The sequence below is a fragment of the Paraburkholderia sp. BL23I1N1 genome (assembly GCF_003610295.1).
In the GTDB taxonomy this organism is placed as follows: Bacteria; Pseudomonadota; Gammaproteobacteria; order Burkholderiales; family Burkholderiaceae; genus Paraburkholderia.
Genome location: NZ_RAPV01000001.1, coordinates 1,679,113 through 1,693,186, shown reverse-complemented (window position 1 = coordinate 1,693,186; position 14,074 = coordinate 1,679,113). Strand labels below are relative to the sequence as shown.

The 14,074-nt window shown below is 63.1% G+C and carries 16 protein-coding genes and 5 pseudogenes; 7 read left to right on the top strand and 14 right to left on the bottom strand.

The window, feature by feature from the left end; all coding sequences use genetic code 11:
* The first annotated feature begins 337 nt into the window (after positions 1-337).
* From B0G76_RS08115 to B0G76_RS08105, 3 genes are all read left to right on the top strand, one after another.
* Complete coding sequence (locus B0G76_RS08115) at positions 338-793, top strand: group II truncated hemoglobin (RefSeq protein WP_105512109.1); 456 nt, start codon at positions 338-340, stop codon at positions 791-793.
* Complete coding sequence (locus tag B0G76_RS08110; RefSeq protein ID WP_116140839.1) at positions 793-1,401, top strand: hypothetical protein; 609 nt, start codon at positions 793-795, stop codon at positions 1,399-1,401. The genes B0G76_RS08115 and B0G76_RS08110 overlap by 1 nt, the downstream gene beginning before the upstream one ends.
* 76 nt (positions 1,402-1,477) lie before the next feature.
* Positions 1,478-2,041, top strand: coding sequence for an ankyrin repeat domain-containing protein (locus B0G76_RS08105; protein ID WP_116148395.1), 564 nt, complete (start codon positions 1,478-1,480; stop codon positions 2,039-2,041).
* Positions 2,042-2,139: 98 nt separating this feature from the next.
* Here the strand turns inward: B0G76_RS08105 and B0G76_RS08100 are convergent.
* The 7 genes and pseudogenes from B0G76_RS08100 to B0G76_RS08065 form a co-directional block, all read right to left on the bottom strand.
* Positions 2,140-2,415 (bottom strand): annotated as a pseudogene (locus B0G76_RS08100) (transposase); the annotation flags it as partial.
* Positions 2,416-2,459: 44 nt separating this feature from the next.
* Positions 2,460-3,542 (bottom strand): annotated as a pseudogene (locus tag B0G76_RS08095) (fatty acid desaturase).
* 105 nt (positions 3,543-3,647) lie between these two features.
* Positions 3,648-3,980: a cytochrome o ubiquinol oxidase subunit IV gene (gene cyoD, locus B0G76_RS08090; protein ID WP_116140835.1), complete on the bottom strand. Its 333-nt coding sequence runs from the start codon at positions 3,978-3,980 to the stop codon at positions 3,648-3,650.
* Positions 3,981-4,589, bottom strand: a complete 609-nt coding sequence (gene cyoC, locus B0G76_RS08085; protein WP_116117454.1) for a cytochrome o ubiquinol oxidase subunit III — start codon at positions 4,587-4,589, stop codon at positions 3,981-3,983.
* Between the two features lie 3 nt (positions 4,590-4,592).
* Positions 4,593-6,599 carry a cytochrome o ubiquinol oxidase subunit I gene (gene cyoB, locus B0G76_RS08080; protein WP_116140833.1) on the bottom strand — a complete coding sequence of 669 codons (2,007 nt, stop codon included), beginning with the start codon at positions 6,597-6,599 and terminating at the stop codon, positions 4,593-4,595.
* A gap of 3 nt (positions 6,600-6,602) precedes the next feature.
* Entirely contained in the window at positions 6,603-7,499 is an 897-nt protein-coding gene (gene cyoA, locus B0G76_RS08075) for a ubiquinol oxidase subunit II (protein WP_164862356.1), read from the bottom strand.
* A 476-nt stretch (positions 7,500-7,975) separates the two neighbouring features.
* A pseudogene (locus B0G76_RS08065) lies at positions 7,976-8,287 on the bottom strand (oxygen-independent coproporphyrinogen III oxidase); the annotation flags it as partial.
* Positions 8,288-8,472: 185 nt separating this feature from the next.
* Here B0G76_RS08065 and B0G76_RS08060 point away from each other — a divergent pair.
* The 4 genes and pseudogenes from B0G76_RS08060 (at position 8,473) to B0G76_RS08040 (ending at position 10,454) form a co-directional block, all read left to right on the top strand.
* Positions 8,473-9,145: pseudogene (locus tag B0G76_RS08060) on the top strand (OmpW/AlkL family protein).
* 157 nt (positions 9,146-9,302) lie between these two features.
* A complete protein-coding gene (locus B0G76_RS08055) occupies positions 9,303-9,752 on the top strand; it encodes a hypothetical protein (RefSeq protein ID WP_116140829.1) in 450 nt (149 codons plus the stop codon).
* An 18-nt stretch (positions 9,753-9,770) separates the two neighbouring features.
* Positions 9,771-10,007 carry a zinc ribbon domain-containing protein gene (locus tag B0G76_RS08050; protein WP_105512117.1) on the top strand — a complete coding sequence of 79 codons (237 nt, stop codon included), beginning with the start codon at positions 9,771-9,773 and terminating at the stop codon, positions 10,005-10,007.
* Positions 10,008-10,178: 171 nt separating this feature from the next.
* Positions 10,179-10,454, top strand: coding sequence for a hypothetical protein (locus B0G76_RS08040; RefSeq protein ID WP_147308663.1), 276 nt, complete (start codon positions 10,179-10,181; stop codon positions 10,452-10,454).
* A gap of 59 nt (positions 10,455-10,513) precedes the next feature.
* Here B0G76_RS08040 and B0G76_RS08035 read toward each other — a convergent pair whose 3' ends face one another.
* The 7 genes and pseudogenes from B0G76_RS08035 to nifT all read right to left on the bottom strand — a co-directional run bounded on the left by B0G76_RS08035 (position 10,514) and on the right by nifT (position 14,046).
* Positions 10,514-10,774, bottom strand: a complete 261-nt coding sequence (locus B0G76_RS08035; RefSeq protein WP_147394024.1) for a hypothetical protein — start codon at positions 10,772-10,774, stop codon at positions 10,514-10,516.
* Between the two features lie 207 nt (positions 10,775-10,981).
* Complete coding sequence (locus tag B0G76_RS43605) at positions 10,982-11,185, bottom strand: FAD-dependent oxidoreductase (RefSeq protein WP_116117460.1); 204 nt, start codon at positions 11,183-11,185, stop codon at positions 10,982-10,984.
* A gap of 16 nt (positions 11,186-11,201) precedes the next feature.
* Positions 11,202-11,489 (bottom strand): annotated as a pseudogene (locus tag B0G76_RS08020) (2Fe-2S iron-sulfur cluster-binding protein); the annotation flags it as partial.
* Positions 11,490-11,544: 55 nt separating this feature from the next.
* The gene (locus B0G76_RS08015; RefSeq protein WP_116140821.1) at positions 11,545-12,387 is read right to left on the bottom strand and encodes an SIR2 family protein; all 843 of its coding nucleotides are present in this window, start codon (positions 12,385-12,387) and stop codon (positions 11,545-11,547) included.
* Positions 12,388-12,397: 10 nt separating this feature from the next.
* Positions 12,398-13,561 (bottom strand): DegT/DnrJ/EryC1/StrS aminotransferase family protein, encoded by a 1,164-nt coding sequence (locus B0G76_RS08010; protein WP_116140819.1) that lies wholly within the window; start codon positions 13,559-13,561, stop codon positions 12,398-12,400.
* Entirely contained in the window at positions 13,548-13,826 is a 279-nt protein-coding gene (locus B0G76_RS08005) for a hypothetical protein (protein ID WP_116140817.1), read from the bottom strand. The genes B0G76_RS08010 and B0G76_RS08005 overlap by 14 nt, the downstream gene beginning before the upstream one ends.
* 1 nt (position 13,827) lies before the next feature.
* Positions 13,828-14,046: a putative nitrogen fixation protein NifT gene (nifT, locus tag B0G76_RS08000; RefSeq protein ID WP_007177241.1), complete on the bottom strand. Its 219-nt coding sequence runs from the start codon at positions 14,044-14,046 to the stop codon at positions 13,828-13,830.
* Between the last annotated feature and the right edge of the window lie 28 nt (positions 14,047-14,074).

The window sequence follows — 14,074 nt, the reverse complement described above, 5'->3', positions numbered from 1 at the left end:
CGTAACCGCGACCATGTCAGCCTGTCGTGCCTGTATGGGTCTTCTTATATCGAGTCACGCATCGGCCGGACCTGTGTCCGCGCTGGACTCCAAATGCAGCTTCTGTGCCACATCACCAGCGGTACTGCGTCGCGTCCGCCCCGCCGCGCTGCGGCGGTTGGTTCGGGACTTTTGCGGACTCCTCCTGTGTCTTGTCGATTTCGCGACAAACCACGTGAACTTCGTCGCCAATGAAACCATTCGGCGCGTTTGTCGTGCGATTTCTGTCGCATTGGCCTGCGTGCAGCCGGACAATCGCCGGGTTGCCGCCTGGTTCGGTTATTGCTTTGATGGCATCATGGACACACCAACCACCCAACCTTCGCGACCCGTGCCGCGCGAGACGCACTTCGACCGTCTAGGCGGCGAGACCGACGTCAACCGCCTGGTCGACGCGTTCTATCGGCACATGGATACGCGGGCCGACGCGCAGCGCATTCGCGCGATGCATCACCCCGACCTGTCTTCGACGAAGGCCGTGCTGGTGCTGTATCTGTGCGAATGGCTCGGTGCCGACAAGCGATACTCGGCACAGCATGGCCAACCACGGCTGCGCACGCGTCATGCCGCATTCGCGATCGGCACCGCCGAACGGGATGCGTGGCTAGCTTGCATGCGCGCCGCGTTCGACGAGACAGGTGTCGATCCGGCGCTGCGCGACGAACTGATGCAGGCTTTTTTCAAAATCGCCGACCGGATGCGCAACACGCAGACGTGCCCCCCCTTCAACTCTGTTCAACCCGAGGATCTGTGATGACCGAAACGCTCGCCCACAAGGATATCGACGACACCGCGTTCGCCCGTCTCGAACATGAAGGCCGTCTGCTCAACCCGGTACTCAAGGGGCTGACGAACAAGTTCGGCCGGGTCGGCTTCCGCGGCGAACTCGCGCTGCGCTTTGCCCCGAAGCTCGCCGACGAAGCGCGGCCGCCGGAGCTGACCTGCGATCAGGTGATGGCATGTGCGACGATCGGCCATAAGCACTTGCCGTTCTTCGTCGGGTATCTGCTGAGCTTCGAGCATCTGAAGGACGTGGCCGAGGTGCTCAGCGACACGCTCTCGGCGGGTGGCAAGTACTTTCTTTTTTGCGACAACGTCGACCTGAGCAAGCGATATCAGGTGCCATACAAGGGCGCGATGTTCTATGTTCTGCCGATTATCGAGTCCACCGTCTACAACGAGATGCTCGAACTGCTGTACCTCGAAAAGAACGAATTGAAGAAGAAGGACTTAGGCGGCAAGCTGGATGCGGTAGCGGACGCGGCCATCAAGTTCGACGTGACCTTCGACATGATCACCTACAGCGAAGGACTTGAATTGATGGGGCCGGTGCGCAACCCCAACGAGAACCGGCCCGTCTGAAGCGCGGATCCCAACGGCTGCCGCCCGTGCCGCTGCGCCAACCGATGTTCCCTTGCACCCGAAGGCGACCATGATCATGCATACCGACACTGCTTTCGTCGTCCGCGAACGCCTGGCCTCGCGCGTTGTCCGGAACGCCGATGCACAACTCGAAACGAACGTGCCTGCCGCACTTTCCACCTGGCTGGCGTACCACGGCTTCCCTGATCCGCATTCGCGCTGCGTGAACGGCGAAACCCCGTTGATGCGCGCCGCGCAGCATGGCGAGGACGCGGTGGTCGAAGCGTTGCTCGCATTCGGCGCACGCGCCGACGCGCTCGATGACGACGGCAACCATGCGCTCTGGTTCGCGTGCCTGCACGGCGGCCCCGCGACCATCCTGCGGCTGATCGACGCCGGCGCGCCGATCGACCATGTGAACGACGACGACATCACATGCCTGATGCATGCAGCCGCGAGCGGTCGCCTCGACGTCCTGCAGATGCTGCTTGCGCATGGGGCGAACGCAGAACTGTGCGCACCGGATGGCCGCAGCGCGCTCGACATGGCAGCCGACCTCGGGTTGCAACTGCTGCGCACGGCCCGACAGATGGAAGGAGCGGGCACGCAACGTATCACTACAGCACCGGTCCTCCTCTGAGATGTGAGCCGTCGGTCGACGAGCCCATCGGCAGCGAACCCGGTACGGCCGGCATCGTCGACAGGAGATCACAAGATGAATGGCCAACGCGTGTTTCCTCGCGACCGCGCCAGCATCGCCGCATGCAGGCGAGCCCGCACGCCATCGTCCTGCCATTCCCGCAACCTTCGCGAGCAGGTCATACCGCTACCGAAGTCCATCTCCGGCGGCAAGTCTTTCCACGGTATGCCGGTGAACAGCACGAACAGGATGCCATTCAATGCAGCAGCGCGTTCATCAACGCGCGGGCGTCCGCCCCGGGGCGATACCCGTCGCTTTGGCAGCAAGGCTTCGAGCGTTGGCCATAACTCTTCGCCGATTCTTTGTCTTGTCATCCAACCTCAAACGTATACCCCTTGCTTTCGGATGATAGGCTTTGTTAGCGAGCCTTAAGAGGGACGTGCGTCGCGCGACCAGCGAAATCGGTCCACAGATCAGTCGAAAAATCGTATAGTTTGCAGCCTCGTGCGGTGTCGAAGTACCAACGTCACGAAAACCGCTGCACGACGATCCGTTCCGGAAGCATCGCTTCGAGCATTCGCTGAGCACCGACGAGCCCGTATAGAGGGAGACTCATGTCGACGTGATGCGCGGTGTGCTCCATGATGTGATGAAACAGCGCGCCAAAACGCCAGCGAAAGGTCAAGTGCACCGTCGTGGATACGAACGGATCCGAACGCCCCCATTTCGCGCGATCATCGTACCAGTGGATTTGCGGATGCGTGTGGTGCGCGTACACGACGAAACCGACCATCGCGCACCAGAACAGGAACGGCACCCCGAACCCGCATGCGATTGACGGGATCACCCCCCGCTGCGTCGCGCGAGCGATCCACGCGAGCGCGCCGATCCATAGCAGTGCGAACACCGATACCAGCGTGCAGTCACAGAAGAATACCGGGCGCCGCGTCGGCATTGCGGCACGCGACGGGAAAAACATCTTCGTCCACCAAATTTCGATCATGTAGTAGAGACCAGGCGCGCAGCCGCTGCGATAGATCCGTTCCAGTGCGCGCCGTGGCCCACTCAAGGCGCGATATTCTTGGATCGTCAGCGGTGCCCACACAAAATCGACGCCTTTCAGGTTCGTGTAGCCATGATGCACCACGTTGTGACCCACTTGCCACAGGCTATACGGCGTGAGCGACGGCAGGAAGGCGATCCGGCCCAGCCAGCGGTGGAGCGTGCGGTGCCGGGTCAGGCTCTCATGACATGCGTCGTGACCGATGACGAAGAGCCGTCCGATGACGAAGCCCGCCATGCATCCGAATACGGTCTTCAACACGAACCCGTGCGCGAACACGCTCGCGGCGAGCGCACACAATAGTAAAACGTAGTCGAACACGAGCAGCAGAAGCGCGTAGGCGGTGCGGCGTTCGGCGAACGGCGTCAGCCACGAGCGGATGGCCTTGCGATGGGGCAATGGCTCATTGGCGGGAACAGGGTGATTCGGGCTGTTCATGAAGAAAGACCGGTAGAACGGTGCAGCACAACACTACGCATGCGGTCGACGGCTGCATGGCGTGTCCGCGATGATGTGACCAGACCGTTTCGCGCTGGCGGGGAGTCAGCGCGACATCATGTTCATGCTGACATTGTGCATCACCCAGATCGTGCCGAAGATCAGGAACAGCGCGGCGAGCGCGGTGTAGCATAACGCCAGCACGTTCCAGCGCTGGCCGCGCGACAGGTCGAGATGCAGGAACGTCACCAGTTGCACGACGATCTGCACGAACGCCAGCAACGCGAGCGCCATAATCGCGGAGCCGGACGGCAGCAACCGTTGCGCGACGATCGAGAATGAGCCAGCCGTCAGCAGCACGGCGAGCACGAAACCGGTGATATAACCGGCGACGTCACCACGCGAGGCGATCGTGGACGTCGAGTGTGAATGGACCATTTAGAGCATGCTCCCGAGATAGACAAACGAAAACACGCAGATCCACACGATGTCGAGGAAGTGCCAGAAGAGGCTCAAGCATGTCAGACTCGTGAGGTCGCGACCGGACAGTTCAGGCGAGCGGACGACCTGCACGACGAGCACGGCCATCCAGACGAGGCCGGCTGTCACGTGCAGGCCGTGGGTGCCAACCAGCGTGAAGAACGACGACAGGAAGGCGCTGCGACTGGGCCCAGCACCGTTGGCGACCAGGTGCGAGAACTCGCGCAGCTCGAACGCGAGGAACAGCGCGCCAAGCACGAACGTCACGAGGAGCCAGCCGATCACGGCACCACGCCCCTGGCGCTGCGCGCCGAGCACCGCGAAGCCGTAGGTGGTGCTGCTCAGCAGCAGCGCGCCGGTTTCAAGTGCGACACCCGGGATGTCGAACAGGTCCCGTCCGGACGCGCCACCCGCGAACTGGTGCGCCATTACGGCGAACACGGCGAACAGCGACGCGAACAGCATGCAGTCGGTCATCAGGTACAGCCAGAAGCCGAACACGGTGGGCGTTGGGCCGTGGTCAGCGCTCGACCTGCCGTGATGGACGAGTAATGCAGATTGCGTCATGGATCAGGTCTCCGCAGATTCGGGCAATTCAAAGTCGGCCGGGGTGGGTGCGCTGCCGCGTCGTGCTTCGATTTCGCGCACGCGCGAGGCCGGAATCACGTAGCCATGGTCGTCGCGGAAGCTACGCGCGATCAGCGCGGCGACGATCGCGACGAAGGCCAGCACGGCGAGCCACGTGATGTGCCAGACGCCGGCGAAGCCGAGCACGAGGCTGAATGCGCCGATCAGGAACCCGTCCGCGGTGTTCGACGGTAGGTGGATGTCCTCGTAATGCGCCAGTGCGGCATTTGCTGCGCCGCTCTCCTTCATGTGCGCGAACGCGTCGAGCTGGTGGACGACCGGTATGCGCGCGAAGTTGTAGACAGCGGGCGGCGACGCGGTGGCCCATTCGAGCGTGCGGCCGTTCCACGGGTCGCCCGTCAGGTCGCCGTATTCCGGCTCGTTGCGATGGATCACGCTCACGACGACCTGGGCGATCTGGTGCACGACACCGAGTGCGATCAGCACCACGCCGCATGCCGCGACGAACAGCCAGGGATGCCAGGTCGGATTGTCGTAGTGATTCAGGCGCCGGGTCATGCCCATGAAGCCGAGCACGTAGAGCGGCACGAACGACACGTAGAAGCCGACGAACCAGCACCAGAACGCCCGCTTGCCGAGCTTCTCGTTAAGCTTGAAGCCGAACGCCTTCGGGAACCAGTAATGGAAGCCTGCGAGATAGCCGAACACGACGCCGCCTATGATCGCGTTGTGAAAGTGCGCGATCAGGAACAGGCTGTTGTGCAGCACGAAGTCCACGCCCGGGATCGCCATCATCACGCCCGTCATGCCGCCGATCGTGAACGTGACCATGAAGCCGATCGTCCACAGCACGGGTGCGGTGAACTCGATGCGACCGCGGTACATCGTGAACAGCCAGTTGAAGATTTTCACGCCCGTGGGGATCGCGATGACCATCGTCATAATGCCGAAGAACGCGTTAACGTCCGCGCCGGAACCCATCGTGAAGAAGTGGTGCGCCCACACGAGGAATGCGAGCACCGTGATCGCGCACGACGCGTAGACCATCGTTCTGTAGCCAAACAGCGGTTTCTTCGCAAACGTCGCGATCACTTCCGAGTAGATGCCGAACGCGGGCAGCACGAGGATGTACACCTCCGGGTGGCCCCACGCCCAGATCAGGTTCAGGTACACCATCGCGTTGCCGCCGAGCTCATTTGTGAAAAAGTGCATGCCTGCGTAGCGGTCGAGGCCGAGCAGTGCGAGCGTCACGGTTAGGATCGGGAACGTTGCCATGATCAGCACGTTCGAGCACAGCGCGGTCCACGTGAACACCGGCATCTTCATCAGCGTCATGCCGGGCGCGCGCAGCGTGACGATCGTAACGAAGAAGTTGATCGCGGTAATCAGCGTGCCGACGCCGGAGAGCTGCAGACTCCAGATGTAGTAGTCGACCCCGACGCCGGGACTGAACTGCAGCTCCGACAGCGGTGGATACGCGAGCCAGCCTACCTGCGCGAACTCGCCGATCACGAGCGACAGATTGATCAGGATCGCGCTGATCGCCGTCATCCAGAAGCTCAGCGAATTCAGGAACGGGAAGGCGACGTCGCGCGCGCCGATCTGCAGCGGCACGACAAGATTGAAGAGGCCGACCATCAGCGCCATAGCCATGAAGAAAATCATGATGACACCGTGCGCGGTGAATATCTGGTCGTAGTGGTGCGGCGGCAGGTAACCGGGGCCGTGAAACGCGATCGCGAGCTGAAGCCGCATCATTACGGCGTCGACAAAACCGCGCATGAGCATCAGCACCGCGACGATGATGTACATGATGCCGATCTTCTTGTGATCGACGCTTGTCAGCCACTCGGTCCAGAGCCACTTCCAGCGGCAGAGCTTCGTGAGCGTGGCGATGACCGCCAGCACGATGAGCGCCATGAACGCGGCCGCGCCCATGATGATCGGCTGATCGAACGGAATCGCGCCGGGCGTGAGTTTTCCAAACATGGCTTACTCCGTGGTCTGTGTGCGACATGCGGCGTCGCGGAAGGCCGTGACGTTGCCGTTGTTGTATCGGGCAACGATGTTGCGGAACAGGTGCTGGTCGATCGATGAGAAGTAGCGTACCGACTGCTTCTCGCTCGGCTTCGCGACTTCGGCGTATTCGTCCATGCTCAGGCGGTCCGGCGAAGCCTTGACCTTCCGCACCCATGCGTCGAAGTCGGTGGGGCTCGTCGCAAGCGTGCGGAATTTCATGTCGGCGAATCCCTTGCCGCTGAAGTTGGCGGACATGCCTTCGAAATTTCCCGGTGCATCCGCGATCAGGTGCAGACGGGTCTGCATGCCGACCATTGCATACACCTGGGTGCCGAGTTGCGGGATGAAGAATGAGTTCATCACCGAGTCCGACGTGATCCGGAAATTCACCGGCGTATCGACTGGCACGGCGAGCTGGTTCACCGACGCAATGCCGAGGTCCGGGTAGATGAAGAGCCACTTCCAGTCGAGCGCGACCACCTCGACATCGATCGGCTTCACGCTCGACTGCAGCGGCCGGTACGGGTCGAGCTCATGCGTGGTGCGCCACGTCAGGATACCGAGGTACAGGATGATCAGGGTGGGGATCGTCCAGACGGCGATCTCGATCGCCGTCGAGTGCGCCCATTTGGGTGCATAGACCGCGTGACGGTTCGACGCACGGTAGCGCCACGCGAAGAACAACGTCAGCAGGATCACCGGGATCACGACGATCAGCATCGCCCACGTGGCGGTGGCGATCAGCGACTTCTCGGCCGCGCCCACGCTCCCTTTTGGATCAAGCACAGTCAGATCACATCCCGATAGACAGGCGCTCAATGTTGTGACGATGGCTATCGACCGTTTCCTTAAGGCTTTTCTGTCTATCATGGTAGTTAATCTGGGTTGTGGCAGCTTTGACCTGAAGCTCGCTTGACGCATGCGGCATCACACTCGCAGCGTCATGGTCCAACAACCTGCCAGCTTTGTGATTGATGCCGATCAAGGATGAACAAAGCGGCGGGGTGCGGTGCACTGACGCAGTGCGCGGGCTAAATCAGGCGATTGCCCATGTCTTCATGGCTGAACTGAAGCAGAGCCAGGCTGCGAGGGATGGCCTCGATCTGGCAATCGAGGGTCGCAACGGGGCACGTGGCGCGGAACGAAGGACAGACTTTACGGCGTCCGTGTGAACAGGGGAACACCTTGCTGACGGTGCGGTTTGCGGGTAATGCAACGCTCGCAGCATTCTCGATGCGCGGGACAATCTGATCCGGATCAGCGAATACGCACCCTGGCGTTGCTATTTCGGAGTTCGACGAACACGCCCCGTCGCGTTGTTTGCGCCAGCCACCGCCGTCGTGCCGCTAGATCAGTTTTGACCAGGACGCGCTCGAGGGTCGCTCCAGATAACCGTCGAACACCATGGCCACTGCGCGCACGAAGAACCGGCCTTTTGGGGCAATCGAGATGCCGTTTCCATCGATGCTCACCAGTCCCGCCTCCCGGTATGGTTCCAGGGCAGTAAGCTCACTTGAGAAATAGCGGACGAAGTCGATCTGATGCGCTAGCGAGATCGCCGCGAAATTCAGCGGCACGCTGCACATGAGCGTCATGATCACCTCCCGACGCAACGCATCGTCAGGCGATAGGGCAATTCCGCGTTCGACCGGCAGCCGGCTGGGTACCGGTCAATGCGGGTGAAGGCCAATAGTCCGGCCTCAAGGCTCCCGCTATCTCGACATTCCGACGCGTGACCCGATGTCGCATCTTGACTTCGGGCTCGGGACCGGTTGATCCTGCGCAAGGGCCACCCTGATTTGCGCGTCGACAATTCCCCGCATACGTCAACAAGGGCAAAGCGATGAAGCACATGATTAACGCCGTGATGATCGTGGCAAGCCTGTGCGCTACCGGTTTGTTCGAAGTACGGGCATACGCGAATGACGTAAGCGCGAACGGAAGCACGATGGCAGGCGCGGTGCCGGCGGACGGGACCCACGCCGGTGACTTACTCGTGCGTTTGCGTGCCATCTCGATCGAGCCGGAAGTACACGCGAGCGGCACGTTGTCGTCGCTCGGCATGGGTGTCAATAACGCACTCGTGCCGGAGTTGAACCTGATCTATATGATCCGCGATGCGAACGGCGTCGAGCTGATTCTCGGTACCTCGCGGCAACACGTGACGTCTGGTCTTTGCGATCTGGGTGGCGTGAACGTGCTACCACCGACACTGCTGCAATATCACCTCAACCATGCTGGCATGATCCGACCGTATGTCGGCGCGGGGGTCAACTACACGTACTTCTACAACGACGGCCTGAGCGCGGGCCCAGAAGGCACCCGAGGTGTCACGCAGCAGCTTCGGTCCGGCGGTGCATGCTGGCGCCGACGTGCAGATCACGAAGACCGTCTTTCTCAACGCGGATATCAAGAAGATCTGAATGCACACGGATGCCTCGGTCGGCGGCAGTTCGTTGGGCCGACTGGACATCGACCCGCTAGTACTGGGGCCAGGCGTTGGGATGAAGTTCTAGCGAGCGCAGTGAGTGTTCCGTTCCGTTGTTAAGTGCGCACGCTGCTCGGACTGGGCGCCGATCCGGCTGTGCATTACCAGGACGACTTCACTGCCATCGACATGGCGGCCAGCCTCGACTGCCTGCAACTGCTGCGTCAAACCTGAGAACCCCGGCAATGGGCCCACATCACCATCTACAAAAACCCGGCTGCTCCGGCAATGCGCGCCAGAAAGCCCTGCTGCGCATGGCCGGCCACACGCTCGACGTGTGCAACCTACTGAGCTGGCCTTGGACCGCCGCACGCTGCAGGGCCTTCATGGCGCCGCGGCCGATCAGCGAGTGGTTCAAACGCGCGGCACCGCGCATCAAGTCGAGCGAAGTGGTGCCGGAAACGATCGACGCCAATGTAGCGCTGACGCTGTTGCTGGCCGAGCCGCTGCTGTTCCGCCGGTCGCTGATGCAATGCGACGAGCGCCGCATGGTCGGCTCCAATGCGGCCCTGGTGTACACCTGGATCGGGCTCGGCGCGCACGCACCGGCCCCGGACATGCTGCTCGAAGACTGCGCCGCAATGACAGACCACAGCTCGCACCAACGCGCGATCCGCTGCGCCCCATCCACCTGAAACGGAGATCGGATCACCATGCCCCTGTACGACTACCGCTGCGCGGCCTGCGGCCACGCATTCGAAACGCTGGTGCGCGCCGGCCACACGCCCGTCTGCCCGCAATGCGGCGGCACCGCGCTGGACAAGCAGGTCAGCGCGCCGGCCTCGCCCGGCAAGAGCCGCGCGATCATCTCCTTCGCGCGGCGTCAGGCGGCCCGCGAAGGGCACCTCAGCAACTATTCGCCGGCCGAGCGCTGCAAGCTGCTGCGCTAAGCCGAACGGGGAATCGCGCAGCAGGTCAGCGCGCCGGCCTCGCCCGGCAAGAGCCGCGCGATCATCTCCTTCGCGCGGCGTCAGGCGGCCCGCGAAGGGCACCTCAGCAACTATTCGCCGGCCGAGCGCTGCAAGCTGCTGCGCTAAGCCGAACGGGGAATCGCGCTGTCGATGCATGTGAACTTCGAGGGGCGCCTACCCGATGGCACTCAGACTCACCGTCGTCATGTGGCCGGCACGCTGGAACAGGCCACCGCCGACTGCCTGCCGGAACGCGCGAAGGGCATCTGCCGTATCTCGACGCTACCCGGATCCACGCCTTCGGTCAGGATCATCGCGGCCGTGCCGGCCTGCTCGATGATCGTCAGCCGCGCGCTGGTTTCGATAGCGGCGCTGCGGGTCGTGCCGGCACCGCCGCAGGATCGATGTCCGGACAGGCATGCATGAGACGCGAGTTCAATTCGAGCGCGATCGCACGTAGCAGCGCCGCGTCCGGCTGGTGCTCGTCAGGGAAGTTCTGACAACGCGCACGACGTGTTGTTGAACGCCAGCTCCGCGCTCAGCAGGGTCGGTGTGGCCGCGAGCGCGTCAGCAAGCAGCGCGGGCAGCGGCGGATCGAACCTGACATGCTCCGCCCCCAGCCGCTGCAGCAACGCGAGTACCGCCCGGCGGCCACGCAGCACGCGTGTCGCAGCGCTACTTCGTGTTTGCAGTTCAAGCCAGGCGCCGCGGTCACGCAGCATCAGCAACGCGCTGCTGGTCCGCACGCAGGCTGCCGGCAGCGCAGCACGACCAGACGCGCCGTCCCGCCTGCGATGCGGCGCGCCCCGGCATGCGTCTCAAGCGGCCCCTCGCGCCGCTGCGGTTCGCGGTTCGGGTCGGTGAGCCAAAGTGCATCGCCGGGGTCGTGCTGCCGCACGCTCGGCATACCCAGTTCGAGTTCGTCGAGCAGCGCGCCGATGCGCGGCTCGGCATCAGGCCAGAACCAGGCCGGACCTAGACCCAGCGTCTGACCGGTGGCTTAGCAATGTTGCGTCAGCACGGCCGCCCACGCGCTCGCGCGCTTCGATGACAACGACGGAAACGTCCTGAGCGTGCAGTGCGCGCGCCAGCGCGACGCCGCATAGACCCGCGCCGACGATGGCCACGTCGACCACCAGCGATTCGACCGCGGTCATCTCGCCGCTCAGACGAAGTCAGCAGTTCGATGGTCACCGGCTCTTCGGCCAGCACGACTTGACAGGCGAGGCGCGACTTGGAGCCGATGCCGACGAGCGTATCGAGCTTGTCGTTTTCGAGCCGCTGGATCTTCGGCAGGCTCTTGCGCCCTTCCTGTACGAACAGGCGGCACGATCCGCAGTCGGCCTTGCCGTTGCACTTGTGCTCGATGCTCTCGCCTGCGGCGAGCAGTGCCTGCAGCAGGGTCGCGCCGACGGCAACGTCGTAGGTCTTGCCCGAAGGCAGTACGGTCAATGTGGTCATGATGGCGATCTTGATAGAAGGCTACGGATAAAGAACGCTGGCTAGCGGCCACGCTTCACGCGGCCAGTGTGGGTTGCAAGGCATCCACCAACGCTTCGGCGAACCCGCCCAGCGGCATCGCGATGCACGTGATGCCCTGCTCTTCGAGAAAGCGCGCCTCCATACGCGTCGGTTCGTCGGGCAGCACGGCCCAGTGCATGTCGGAGGAGCGCTTCATGATCTGGCGCGCGAAGCTGCGTGTGAGCTGGTCGTCAAAACGGCAGCCCAGAAACAAAAAACTTCGACCGCGGCGCCACGCCTGCACGGCGGGCGGAATGGGCGTCTGGATATCGATCTCGGTCATGACTTCGACGAAGTCGCTGTCAGAGACCAGGTAGTTAGAGGCCGGCGCATGGCCGCCAATCGGCTTGTAGAGCAGCGCGCCCGAGGCCGGCACGGCATCCAGCAACGCGCCGTCTGCGCTATAGGCCGCGAACCAATGGCCGAAATGCTCGGCCTGCGACAGCCCCTGCAACTGCGCCCAGCCGCCCTGCGGCCGCGACTGCGCCAGCGCGCAGGCGAAGGTGTCGTCGTACCAGCTGTCGACAACCAGCCCGGCGCCCATCGCCGCCAGCGCGCAATGCAGTGCCGACGGCGTCGACGTCATGGCGAAGGCCTCATTCATGACGCTCACCAGCGACTTGCGATGCTTGAAGTTTTCGATGAACTGCGCCGCCTGGGTCAGCCGGGTGCGGATCTTGTACAGCACGCTGACCTTGGCCGTGATGATTTCGGCGAGCGCGAGCGGCGTGGCAGGGGCGGCCGTATCGGGGCACAGCGCGAGCAGCGCCGGTCCCAGGTACGGAATGACGCCGCCCGCACACAGGCGTTCGGCGATGGTCTGGACTGAAACGGTCATGGAGTGCGGCTCACAGATAAATGGCAGCGCCGGCGCCCACGTTGGTCGCGGTGTCTTTCAGCGTCTTGACGATGTACTTGACCTGGTCGGTGTCGAGTAGCGTGTGCAGCGGCAGCGCCAGCGCGCGATCGCCGATGCGCTCGGTGTCGGGCAACAGGCCGCTCTTGCGGCCGATCGCATCGCCCGCGTTCAAGTAGTGGAACTGCTGATGCAGCGGATGGCTGTAGGCCACCGTCTCAATGCCGCAAGATTTCATGTCGTCGATCATCTGGGCGCGCGCGCTCTGCGTAAAACGTTTGCCCAAATGCACAACATAGAGCATCCTGTGCACTTCTTCGACGTCCTCTGCCAGGTAGGCTGGCTTGATCCCTTCGAAGCTTTGCATCTCTTCGTGATACCAGGTCTCGACCTGCTTTCGCTGCGCGAGGCGCGTGTCGAGTTCGGCCAGTTGCGCGAGACCGAGCGCGGCGGTCAGATCACTGATGCCCGCCTGCAGCGGCACCCACGAGCCGACCGAGACGGACGCGCGGTCCGTGACGCGCCGCTCGCGCAGATAGCGCAGTTCATGGACGAGTTCGTCATCGTCGGTGACGAGCATGCCGCCCGCTCCTGTGCACAGCGCGGACGGGCTGGAGAAGTCGAACACTGATACGTCGCCGAAACAGCCGACGTTGCGGCCCCGGTAGCGCGAGCCCAACGCCTCGGTACTGTCTTCGATCAGCCGCAAGCGCTGCGCGTCGGCCAGTTCGCGCAGCAGCGCCCACGCGGCCGGGTGGCCGTTGGTATTGCCGGCGAGGATCGCGCGCGTGCGAGGGCCGATCTTCTGCGCGGCTTTTTCGGCGCTCAGACAACCGCTCCAGTAGTCGATGTCGGCGAACACCGGCATGGCTCCCGCCAGCGTGATCGCCTGCGCCACCTGATGCCAGGTGTGCGACGCGCAGACCACCTCGTCTCCCGGGCCGATCCCCATCGCGCGCAACGCAATCCAGGTCGCGAGCGTGCCGCTCGCGACCGCGACCGCATACTCCCGGCCAACCCAGCCCGCAAACGCGCGCTCGAACGAATCAAGCATCGGCCCGTCGCTCCAACGCGAAGATTGCAGCACAGCGTTGACGAAATCGATCTCGCGCGCCGCGCAAGCCGGTTCGCTCAGCGCGATCTCATCGATTTCCATGCGCCCCGTCCTCGGTCAGGATCAACGCATCGGCCTCTTCAGGCCGCTGCGTGATGGACCTGCAATGCCCGGCCGACATCGCGAAATAGATACTGCGCACACCGAACCGAAGCGCTGCTATATCGTCGCGCATCACCGCTGCGCTGACATGCATTGTGAGCACCTCGGGATAACGTTCGTGCCATTGCGTGGCGGCGTCGCGTAGCGTCGGTGCCGTGCGGAGCAGGTCCGCCGCGAAGTCCAATTGCTCGGCGTTCAGGGTCATCTCACTCCTCCACGCCCGCAATGCGCCGCGCTTCGACCGTGATGGGCAGCGGCGTATCGTCGGCCATCGCGGGCAATTCGAGTTGCCAGCCGTTCGCGAGCGTGACGAGACCGCCCCACATCCCGGGCTGCGCCATCGCGACAATGGGCTCCTCCAGGTCCTTCTTTGGCACGTAGGCGCTCAGCGCGCCCTTGCTGTCCTTGCGGATCATGACTTTCATGGTTTCGGACTCCGGAGATTGATGACAG

Bases quoted from the DNA above. Each gene is read 5' to 3' on its own strand.
- B0G76_RS08115 (WP_105512109.1), top strand. From the start codon at position 338: ATGGACACACCAACCACCCAACCTTCGCGACCCGTGCCGCGCGAGACG.
- B0G76_RS08110 (WP_116140839.1), top strand. From the start codon at position 793: ATGACCGAAACGCTCGCCCACAAGGATATCGACGACACCGCGTTCGCC.
- B0G76_RS08105 (WP_116148395.1), top strand. From the start codon at position 1,478: ATGCATACCGACACTGCTTTCGTCGTCCGCGAACGCCTGGCCTCGCGC.
- cyoD (WP_116140835.1), bottom strand. From the start codon at position 3,980: ATGGTCCATTCACACTCGACGTCCACGATCGCCTCGCGTGGTGACGTC.
- cyoC (WP_116117454.1), bottom strand. From the start codon at position 4,589: ATGACGCAATCTGCATTACTCGTCCATCACGGCAGGTCGAGCGCTGAC.
- cyoB (WP_116140833.1), bottom strand. From the start codon at position 6,599: ATGTTTGGAAAACTCACGCCCGGCGCGATTCCGTTCGATCAGCCGATC.
- cyoA (WP_164862356.1), bottom strand. From the start codon at position 7,499: ATGATAGACAGAAAAGCCTTAAGGAAACGGTCGATAGCCATCGTCACA.
- B0G76_RS08055 (WP_116140829.1), top strand. From the start codon at position 9,303: ATGGGCCCACATCACCATCTACAAAAACCCGGCTGCTCCGGCAATGCG.
- B0G76_RS08050 (WP_105512117.1), top strand. From the start codon at position 9,771: ATGCCCCTGTACGACTACCGCTGCGCGGCCTGCGGCCACGCATTCGAA.
- B0G76_RS08040 (WP_147308663.1), top strand. From the start codon at position 10,179: ATGCATGTGAACTTCGAGGGGCGCCTACCCGATGGCACTCAGACTCAC.
- B0G76_RS43605 (WP_116117460.1), bottom strand. From the start codon at position 11,185: ATGACCGCGGTCGAATCGCTGGTGGTCGACGTGGCCATCGTCGGCGCG.
- B0G76_RS08015 (WP_116140821.1), bottom strand. From the start codon at position 12,387: ATGACCGTTTCAGTCCAGACCATCGCCGAACGCCTGTGTGCGGGCGGC.
- B0G76_RS08010 (WP_116140819.1), bottom strand. From the start codon at position 13,561: ATGGAAATCGATGAGATCGCGCTGAGCGAACCGGCTTGCGCGGCGCGC.
- B0G76_RS08005 (WP_116140817.1), bottom strand. From the start codon at position 13,826: ATGACCCTGAACGCCGAGCAATTGGACTTCGCGGCGGACCTGCTCCGC.
- nifT (WP_007177241.1), bottom strand. From the start codon at position 14,046: ATGAAAGTCATGATCCGCAAGGACAGCAAGGGCGCGCTGAGCGCCTAC.